This is a genomic window from Aliivibrio friggae, from assembly GCF_057368515.1.
Genome location: NZ_CM170648.1, coordinates 1,708,274 through 1,718,172, shown reverse-complemented (window position 1 = coordinate 1,718,172; position 9,899 = coordinate 1,708,274). Strand labels below are relative to the sequence as shown.

Below are 9,899 nucleotides of genomic sequence, written 5' to 3'. Positions count from 1 at the left end.
AATAAATATTATACAACGCGACAAGCAAAGCCTTTTAGGTAGAAACCTTCAGGGTAAGCAGAATCCAGAGGGTGATCCGCTGCTTGCTCAAAACGCTCGATAAACTGAACCGTACGCTTAGCATCAAGAGCAGCATCAGCAACGATTTTTTGGAATAAGCCCGTATCCATCAGACCAGAACAAGAATACGTTAATAGCGTACCGCCTGGATTTAAGATTTGCATAGCAAGCATATTGATGTCTTTATAGCCACGGCATGCACCAGTAAGCTGGTTTTTAGATTCAGCAAATTTTGGTGGGTCCATGATCACAACATCAAATTTTGTGCCGTTATCACGGTATTCACGCAATAGTTTAAATACATCAGCGTTTAAGAATTCAGCTTTAGATAAATCGAATCCGTTAATCTCTGTGTTATTTTTTGCGTTATCCAGTGCCAGTTGGGAAACATCAGCATTGATAACGTGTTTTGCACCACCTTTAAGTGAGTACAAACCAAAACCACCTGTGTAAGAGAAACAGTTAAGTACCGTTTTACCTTTTACGTATTTACATGAGCGCTCACGGCTATCGCGTTGGTCAAGGTAGAAACCTGTTTTATGACCATTGACGATATCAACGCTAATTTTCACGCCATTCTCTTCAATGATTACAGACTCAGGTGGCTCTTCACCGTGTAGAACGCCAGTGCGTTGTTTTAGACCTTCTTTTTTACGAACAGAAACGTCAGAACGCTCGTAAATATTACATTCTGGGTAGCATTCGATTAATGCTTCTACCAACATATCTTTAGTTGCTTCTGCTCCAGCACTTAAAAGCTGACATACAAAATAGTTTTGGTAACGGTCAATCGTGATACCTGGTAAACCATCAGATTCAGCAGCGATTAAGCGATAGCCAGTTAAGCCTTCACGCTCAGCAAGAACATCACGTAAGCCTTGCGCTTGATTTAAACGACGAACAAAGAAATCTTTATCAATTGCTTCATTTTTATCAAATGTCCAAACACGAGCACGAATTTGAGATTGTGGAGAAAACGCACCACGAGCAAGCCACTCGCCGCTGTTTGAATAGATCTCAACTGTTTCACCTAGCTCTGCTTTCCCATCAATGCGGTCAATACCACGAGAAAAGATCCAAGGGTGACGGCGACGTAATGCTTTATCACGTCCTTTTACTAAATAGATTGAAACAGTCATATTGATGCTCTGATGATAAAATTGAGTCGATATTCTCTGTGATGCGTATCATAAAAGCAATGAATAAAATGACTTATATATTTGATGGGGGGGAATCGAAGTAAAAAGGGGGTAATCATGGAGAGATTAGTACTCCCCATGATAATAAAGTATTAAATAATCTTATTTAATAGTGAATAATTCAAGTTGTGAGCGTTGCTGTTCAGCTAATTCAGATAAGAAATTTGATGCCTTACTTGATTCTTCAATTCCAGTTACGTTTTGGTTAATAATTTCTTTAATACCAATAACCGTACCTGTAATTTCTTCAACGGCATTCGATTGTTGCAGTGCAGCAGAAGCCATTTCAGTTGAACTGCCATAGATTGACTGAATCGCACTGTTGATATTAGCTAGGTGATCGTAAGATTGAATAGAGGTTTCACGAGTTAATGTTATGGTTTCTAAACACCCATCCACTTTCTCTGTTGCATCTAAAGAGTAAGATTGCAGTTCAGAAATGATTTTTTTAATGTGAACTGTCGATTGCTGGGTTTTCCCTGCTAAATTTCGAACTTCATCAGCAACAACTGCAAACCCACGGCCCATTTCACCAGCTCGGGCTGCTTCAATTGCAGCATTTAAAGCAAGTAAATTTGTCTGCTCTGATATGTTATTAATAACGGTCGCGACTTCTTCGATACTTACGCAGTGAGTCCGTAGATTTTCGACTACAGAGGCGGTTTCACTTAATTGAGTTGTTAAATCATCAGCGCGAATTTTATTTTGCTCAGCAATGTCTTGGCCTAACTCACATAACGTTGCTGCTTCTGTTGCTTGTAGCTCGGTATTTCTAGCTGACTCAGCAACTAAGTTTGAAGAGGCAGATAGTTCGGTTACTGCTGCAGCTATTTGTTCTATTTGTGCACTTTGTTCTTCTGCGTTACTTGAACTTTGGGTCATCACACAGGCAAGTTCGGTTGAAGAAGAGGCTACATCGTTGCTTTGTTCTCTAACAGAACTAACCATATTGGCCATGTTTTTGATCGAAGCATCTAGATTAATTGCAAGCACAGCAAGTTCATTCGTACCTGATAAATTAGTTAATGTAGTTAAATTTTGCTTAGCCATTGCTGATATCGTTCTCGCAATAGAAGCTAAAACATTATTAATATTACGAGCTAGAAGTAGGGCAATAAAGGTTGAAAGTAATGCAGCCCCAAACCATGACCAAATTTGTGTATTTTGTACATTTTTACTTGCTGCAAGAGAACGCTCATTTAATATCTGAGTATATTCAATTTGACGTGCATTGACTGTTGAAATGATACTTGTAATTTCATTAACAAGTGTTGAACGAAATTTTGATTGTTCTGTATTTGATTCTAAAGCTTCGATACTTTCATGGTATAGCGCTAAATAAGCACCGAATATGTTTTTATTAAAAGATTTAACTTCTTGATGTTGATTATATTTTTCTATAAATGATTGAATGGAAACAAGGTATTTATCTGCAATTTTTTGTTCATCTAAATCTCTGCTACTTACCATTCGATTTAAACTATCATAAAATCGCTCAATATCAGTAGTGAACATAATTCGCTCTTTTTCCCAATCTGATTCTGAACCGTTATATACAGAACCAATAAAAGTTAGCATTTCAACCATTGGTTGCCAAAATATTGGAGTTGCAATCTGAGCTTCATATAAATTAGTAAAGATTTGAACTGAAGTATTAATGCTCGTTTCATAACTATCTAAATTTTTTTGTAATTGTACTAAATCTGACTTACCAGTATCACTTAAGACCTCTGATATAAGAATACGATCTTTAATATGAGTACTTGTGGTGATAAATGCTTTTTGTAAGTTTTGTTGAGCATCTAACATTGCTTGTCCAGTTTCAGACATAGTATCTCTATTTTGTACTCGAACTTCTTGCCAAAAATAGCGTAGCTGCATAATTTCATGGCCTAAAGCCGTTCGTTCAGCTGTTTGCATAATGTTACTTTCTACCTCGTTATTTCGACCGTCGATTAAAAAAGCAACAGTTGCAAATAAGAATAATGAAGTGAAAACAGGGGCAAGAAGTAACGCAAGTAACGGTTTATTTAATGAAAGTTTAAATATAAAGGAGTGGTTCATGTTTGCTCTCCTGAATATATGCGAGTCAGTATTAATAATCGTCATATATCCAAAAATAATATGTATATAATTATAAAAAGTATTTGGCGCTTAATTGACAAAGCGCTTGAGAGCGGAATTTATAGTAAAAAAAAGTAAAAAATCGTGATGTGGTTATCATTAAATCGAGGGTGTGCATACTATTAATAATAAAATTGTTACTAAGTGTAATAAAGCGTCAAAATAACATTGACGTATATATTTTAGTGGAAATATCTAAAGTCACTCATATAGAATACATATAAGTGACTAGAGGTTATTATTATGCTTTTAATCCATTAAGCAGTAATTCTAAATCTTGGCCCTTTAATCTAAGTTGCTCGATATTAGATTCAGAATCTTTGATCATCTTATGAACTTGATTTGATTGAGTTCGAACATCTTCAACCGTTGAAGCAATACTCACCGCCACTTCGCCTTGCTGGCTAGCCGCTGTTGCAATTTCATTGTTACTTTGTGCAATAGTATTGTTACGATCGGCAATGTGTGAAATATCGTTATGTACCTGCTGCATTAACTCTTGACCTGTTTCAGCGTTACTTACTGTATTCGATGTCAGAGTTAAGAGTGATTTACTGTTATTTTGTAGCGCTTCAATCATTGATTGAATTTCGACGGTGGCTTGTTGAGTTCGGCTTGCCAATGTACGAACTTCATCCGCAACTACAGCAAATCCACGGCCTTGCTCACCAGCTCGTGCGGCTTCAATCGCTGCATTTAATGCTAATAAGTTAGTTTGTTGAGAAATACCATTGATAGTCGCGACAGCATCATCAATTTTTGCTGCATTGTCATCTAATTCTTGAACAGCATGGGCAGCTTGATTTATCTCTTCTGATAAGGCTTGAATCGCTTTTACGGCAGAATCCACTTGGGATTGACCAAGACGAGCCGAATCCATTGCATCTGTAGATTGAGAAGAGGCTTCGTGAGTGTAATTAGCTACTTCTTGAATTGATGTCGCCATCTCTTCTGTTGCACTTGATAGTAAATCGAGTTGTGCAAGTTGCTTATCAGAAGCATCTGAACTTTTATGGCTGTTTTGACTTAACTCAGAGCTCATCTGTTGAATTAAGGCGACAGATTCTTGCATAGCTAAAACCAATTGTTGTTCGCGTTCTGCCAATTTATCAATAGTAATCGCAATAACACTGAATTCATCTCTCACAGGGAAGAAATTCATACGTTGTGTTAAGTCACCAGACTCAAGCGTTTCTAAGGCTTTATTCATAGTGAACATCGCGCCACCAATGAAAGTCATTATGTAATAAACGCCGACAGCCATTAATAATAGAACAGCAACAATTAAAGAGATTTGTAAGCTAGATAAAGTAGACCAAAGCGTGACATTTGAGTCTGCACTGATACTGTAATTACCAGAATTAACAAATGCAGTATGTTCGCCTGAACCAACTGCAAACTCAGCGGATTGAGAGAGAAGATTCACAGCATCTTGTCGAGAAATATTTTGCTGATCCAACATAGAGGCAACGAATTGAACTTCGTGATCTAATGTTTCAGCCATCATGCTATCAGCAGCAGAATCCATAATTGCTGTTAGACTTAAAAGGGCGATAATTGGAAGTAAGAATAGTAGATAAAACTTTTCTTGAATTTTTAGATGGATAAGGTATTTATCAATCCAGCGAAATGCTGACTCTTTCATATGAGATCCGTATATATGATGTGGAAATTGATAATATCTCATGATTAAGAAATTTTTATTATAAATTACAGTTATAGGTGAGTTATGTCACAAAAATCAGTTAAGTTCACTGTAAAGGGAAAAGTACAGCGTGTGGGTTTTCGTTTTCATACAGCACATACGGCATTGAAACTTGATTTAACAGGCTATGCTCGAAATCAAGCAGATGGTTCTGTTGAAGTGTTGGCTTGTGGTGAAGAAGATAAAGTGAAGGCGTTAGAAGAGTGGTTGAATACTGGGCCTCAATTAGCTCGTGTAGATTCTGTCGAGCGCGTTGAAACCCAGTGGCCAGAATTATCTGATTTTAAAATGTATTAAGGGTGGAGAACTAAAGCTTAAAGACATTTTGCTGGCTTTGGTAAACCAGCCAGTTTTGTTGCTTGTTTTGCAGGGCCTAATTTAAATAGTGTAAATAGGTATTTACTGTTGCCTTTTTCTGGACCATGCGCTTTTTCCATCGCTTTTACTAGCATACGAACCGCAGGCGATGTTTTGAACTCTTCATAAAAAGAGCGAACAAAACGAACGACTTCCCAATGGGCTTCCGTCAGCTCGATGTTCTCTTCTTGTGCTAAAAGTGGAACTAACTCTTCACACCAATCGGTATGATTCATTAAATACCCTTGAGCGTCGCGTTCAATGTGCTTACCGTTAAATTCCATACAGCCATCTTAATGATTAGGATTGATGCGTTAAGTTTAGCAAAGGGATCTCCATTCGGGCAATCGAATCCATAAATAACGGCATAGTTTGACTATTTATCAAGCGTGTTTTGCGTTTTCTAGTCGTGGATTATTACAATAGAGTAAAACAGATTTTTGTCTCACGAGGGTAGATAGAGCCAAGAATGTGATAGAATCCTTGCAGTTAATGAATAATAAAAAATTCAGTAGGATATATTTTGAGTCAATCAAATCAAAATTCAGCAGCAACACTTAGAAAAGCCCTAAGTGAATGTATGCTGCGTGACCGTTTTCGCCTAAGTAAACGCATTCATGGCGCATCACGTATTAAAAAAGAAGAATCAAGAAATGCCGTGTTTGATGAAATTGCATTAGACATTGCACAATCTATGCAGATTGCTAATAACCGTGAAATGGATCGTCCGACGATCAAATACCCAGATCTGCCTGTTAGCCAAAAGAAAGATGACATTGCAGAAGCCATTGCGAATAACCAAGTGGTTATCGTTGCTGGTGAAACGGGTTCAGGTAAAACCACACAGCTACCAAAAATTTGTTTGGAATTAGGCCGTGGTAAGTTCGGTAATATCGGTCATACACAACCACGTCGTCTTGCGGCACGTTCGGTTGCGGATCGTATTGCAGAAGAGATGGAAACACAGCTTGGTAGCCATGTTGGTTATAAAGTTCGATTTAACGATCAAGTGTCAGAGCGCACACAAGTTAAATTGATGACGGATGGTATCTTACTTGCTGAAATCCAAAACGACAGATACTTAAATCAGTACGACACCATTATTATCGATGAAGCACACGAACGTAGCTTAAATATCGATTTTATCATGGGTTACTTGCGTGAATTATTGCCAAAACGTCCTGATTTAAAAATCATCATAACTTCGGCAACCATCGATCCTGAGCGTTTTTCAAAGCACTTTAATAATGCACCGATCATTGAAGTATCAGGTCGAACTTTCCCAGTAGATACGCGTTATCGTCCAATTGTTGAAGATGGCGATGATACCGATAGAGATCAACTAGAAGCCATTTTTGATGCCGTCGATGAGTTGTGTGAAGAAGGGTTAGGGGACATTCTGTTGTTTATGACAGGTGAGCGAGAAATTCGTGATACCGCAGAAGCACTAGAAAAACGTAACCTACGAGACACTGAAATTGTACCTTTGTATGCACGTTTGTCATCTCAAGAGCAAAACCGCGTGTTCCAACCTCATGCTGGTCGTCGAATTGTATTGGCAACCAACGTGGCAGAAACGTCGTTAACCGTTCCTGGTATTAAGTACGTTATTGATCCGGGTACTGCGCGTATTAGTCGCTATAGTTACCGAACTAAAGTGCAACGTCTGCCAATTGAAGCGATTTCACAAGCAAGTGCCAATCAGCGTATGGGCCGTTGTGGTCGTGTATCTGAAGGTGTGTGTATTCGTCTGTATTCAGAAGAAGACTTTGTTGCGCGCCCTGAGTTTACCGATCCTGAAATTTTACGTACTAACTTGGCGTCTGTTATTTTACAAATGACCGCGTTAGGTTTAGGTGATATTCAAGCCTTCCCATTTGTAGAAGCGCCAGATAATCGTAATATTCAAGATGGTGTAAAGCTGCTTGAAGAGTTAGGGGCAATTAACCCTAACGCTAAAGACTCAAAGAAAAGCTTAACGAAAGTGGGGCGTGAATTGGCTCGTTTGCCAATCGATCCACGCTTAGCTCGTATGGTTCTAGAAGCGCCAAATTACAATGCATTGCAAGAAGTGATGATTATTGCGGCAGCACTGTCGATTCAAGATCCTCGAGAACGCCCAAGTGACAAAAAACAGCAGTCTGATGATAAGCATAAGCGCTTTAATCATGAAGATTCAGACTTTTTGACTTTTGTTAATGTATGGCAACACGTGAAAGAGCAACAAAAAGCCCTTTCAAGTAACCAATTTAGAAAGCAATGTCGTAAAGATTTCTTAAACTACTTACGTGTTCGTGAGTGGCAAGACGTTCACTACCAATTAAGCCAAGTAATGAAAGAGCTTAATTATAAAGTGAATCAAGAAGCGGCAGGTTATCAAAGCGTACATACTGCAATTTTAGCCGGTATGCTTTCTCACATCGGTCAAAAAGACCAAGAGAAAAATGAATACCAAGGTGCTCGAAATGCGCGCTACCATATTTTCCCTGCATCTGGCTTATTTAAGAAGCAGCCAAAATGGATAATGGTTGCAGAGCTTGTTGAAACCTCGAAATTATGGGGGCGTATTGTTGCGAAAATTCAGCCTGAATGGATTGAACCACTAGCAGGTCATTTAATTAAACGCAGCTACAGTGAACCGCATTGGTCTAAAAAATCTGCTGCAGTAATGGCATACGAAAAAGTCACTATTTATGGCATTCCAATTGTACCTAAACGCCAAATTAACTATGGTTCGATTGATGCGCCGGTATGTCGTGAAATATTTATTCGTTCAGCACTCGTTGAAGGGGATTGGAATACTAATCATAAATTCTTCAAAGAAAACCGTAAGTTATTGCAAGAAGTTGAAGAGTTAGAGCATAAATCACGTCGTCGCGACATCTTGGTTGATGATGATCAGCTTGCTGAATTTTATGATCAACGCGTAAATACCGATGTTGTATCAGGTCGTCATTTTGATTCTTGGTGGAAGAAAGCACAGAAAGAAACGCCGGATTTACTGAGCTTTGAAAAAGAGATGTTATTCCGTAATGATGCAAGTCATGTAACGGATCTTGATTATCCTAACTTCTGGCACCAAGGTAACTTAAAACTGAAACTGAGTTATCAGTTTGAGCCAGGCCAAGACAGCGATGGTGTTACTGTTCATGTACCATTGCCAATTTTAAACCAAGCAACGATGGATGGCTTTGATTGGCAGATCCCAGGTTTACGTCACGAAATGGTTGTTGCTTATATTAAGTCACTGCCAAAAACGATTCGTCGTAACTTTGTGCCTGCTCCGAACTATGCCGATGCGTTTTTATCTCGTTCAACGCCATTTGATGCGCCGTTATTAGATAGCCTTGAAAAAGAGCTGCGACGCATGACCGGGGTAGAAGTGTTACGTGAAGATTGGAAGTTAGAGCAAATTCCAGATCATTTAAAAGTAACCTATCGCGTTGTTGATCATCGCAATCGTAAGCTAAAAGAAAGCCGTGATTTATATGATCTAAAAGATGGCTTAAAAGATAAAGTTCAAGAGACGTTATCTCAAGTCGCAGATGATGATATTGAGCAAAAAGGGCTTAAAACGTGGAGCTTTGGTGAGCTACCTGCACTTTACACCCAGAAACGTGGTGGCTTTGAAGTTAAAGCTTACCCTGCAATTGTGGATGGTAAAGACAGTGTTGAAATCAAACTGTTTGAGACAGAAGAAGAGCAGCACAATGCAATGAAAGCTGGTCAACGTCGCTTGATCCTTCTTAATGTCCCATCGCCAATTAAGTACTTACATAGCAATTTACCAAACAAGTCGAAATTAGGTTTGTACTTTAATCAATACGGTCGAGTGTTAGATTTAATTGATGACTGTATCGCTTGTGGTATTGATAAGTTGATTGAAGAGAAGGGCGGCCTAGTATGGGAGCCTGAAGCTTTTGAGAAAATGAAAGAGCACGTTAGAGCTGAGCTTGGAGATACGGTCGTTGAGATAGCCAAACAAGTTGAAACGATTTTGACAACGGCATTTCAAATACAGAAAAAACTAAAAGGCCGTGTTGATTTAAGTATGGCATTTGCGCTTTCTGATATTAAAGCACAAATCGAGAACTTAATTTTCAAAGGCTTTGCGACAGAGTGTGGTTGGAAGCGATTGGCAGACATTCATCGTTATATGAAAGCGATTGAACGTCGAATGGAAAAATTGCCAATTGATCCTAATCGAGACCGTATGCATTTACTTAAAGTGGAAGGTATCAATAACGATTATAAAGAGTTGTTGAATAAAATCCCGAAAGGGCAGCCAACCCCAGATAAGGTAAAAGAGATCCGTTGGATGATAGAAGAACTGCGAGTGAGCTATTTTGCCCAGCAACTTGGGACACCGTATCCAGTTTCTGATAAACGAGTTAAAAATGCCATTGCCGATTGTTAAGGTATCCCCTAGACTATAGGTAATGTCGGCATATTAA

At 38.7% G+C, this 9,899-nt stretch carries 6 protein-coding genes; 2 read left to right on the top strand and 4 right to left on the bottom strand.

Annotation, left to right across the window (positions count from 1 at the left end):
* Positions 1–8: 8 nt before the first annotated feature.
* From AC2INI_RS08095 to AC2INI_RS08085, 3 genes are all read right to left on the bottom strand, one after another.
* Complete coding sequence (locus tag AC2INI_RS08095) at positions 9–1,199, bottom strand: class I SAM-dependent methyltransferase (protein ID WP_122032997.1); 1,191 nt, start codon at positions 1,197–1,199, stop codon at positions 9–11.
* Between the two features lie 162 nt (positions 1,200–1,361).
* Positions 1,362–3,323 carry a methyl-accepting chemotaxis protein gene (locus AC2INI_RS08090; protein ID WP_486304574.1) on the bottom strand — a complete coding sequence of 654 codons (1,962 nt, stop codon included), beginning with the start codon at positions 3,321–3,323 and terminating at the stop codon, positions 1,362–1,364.
* A gap of 301 nt (positions 3,324–3,624) precedes the next feature.
* Positions 3,625–5,028, bottom strand: a complete 1,404-nt coding sequence (locus AC2INI_RS08085; RefSeq protein ID WP_486304573.1) for a methyl-accepting chemotaxis protein — start codon at positions 5,026–5,028, stop codon at positions 3,625–3,627.
* 84 nt (positions 5,029–5,112) lie between these two features.
* Between AC2INI_RS08085 and yccX the strand changes: the two genes are divergently transcribed.
* Positions 5,113–5,385 (top strand): acylphosphatase, encoded by a 273-nt coding sequence (gene yccX, locus AC2INI_RS08080; protein ID WP_122032994.1) that lies wholly within the window; start codon positions 5,113–5,115, stop codon positions 5,383–5,385.
* A gap of 17 nt (positions 5,386–5,402) precedes the next feature.
* Here the strand turns inward: yccX and AC2INI_RS08075 are convergent, their stop codons facing one another.
* Entirely contained in the window at positions 5,403–5,729 is a 327-nt protein-coding gene (locus AC2INI_RS08075; protein ID WP_122032993.1) for a TusE/DsrC/DsvC family sulfur relay protein, read from the bottom strand.
* A 296-nt stretch (positions 5,730–6,025) separates the two neighbouring features.
* On the opposite strand from AC2INI_RS08075, the gene hrpA reads away from it, so the two are divergent.
* Complete coding sequence (gene hrpA, locus AC2INI_RS08070) at positions 6,026–9,862, top strand: ATP-dependent RNA helicase HrpA (RefSeq protein WP_486305713.1); 3,837 nt, start codon at positions 6,026–6,028, stop codon at positions 9,860–9,862.
* The last annotated feature ends 37 nt before the right edge of the window (positions 9,863–9,899 follow it).

Excerpts from the sequence above, each read along its gene's own strand:
- yccX (WP_122032994.1), top strand. The coding sequence starts at position 5,113 with ATGTCACAAAAATCAGTTAAGTTCACTGTAAAGGGAAAAGTACAGCGT.
- AC2INI_RS08085 (WP_486304573.1), bottom strand. The coding sequence starts at position 5,028 with ATGAAAGAGTCAGCATTTCGCTGGATTGATAAATACCTTATCCATCTA.
- AC2INI_RS08075 (WP_122032993.1), bottom strand. The coding sequence starts at position 5,729 with ATGGAATTTAACGGTAAGCACATTGAACGCGACGCTCAAGGGTATTTA.
- AC2INI_RS08090 (WP_486304574.1), bottom strand. The coding sequence starts at position 3,323 with ATGAACCACTCCTTTATATTTAAACTTTCATTAAATAAACCGTTACTT.
- AC2INI_RS08095 (WP_122032997.1), bottom strand. The coding sequence starts at position 1,199 with ATGACTGTTTCAATCTATTTAGTAAAAGGACGTGATAAAGCATTACGT.
- hrpA (WP_486305713.1), top strand. The coding sequence starts at position 6,026 with ATGCTGCGTGACCGTTTTCGCCTAAGTAAACGCATTCATGGCGCATCA.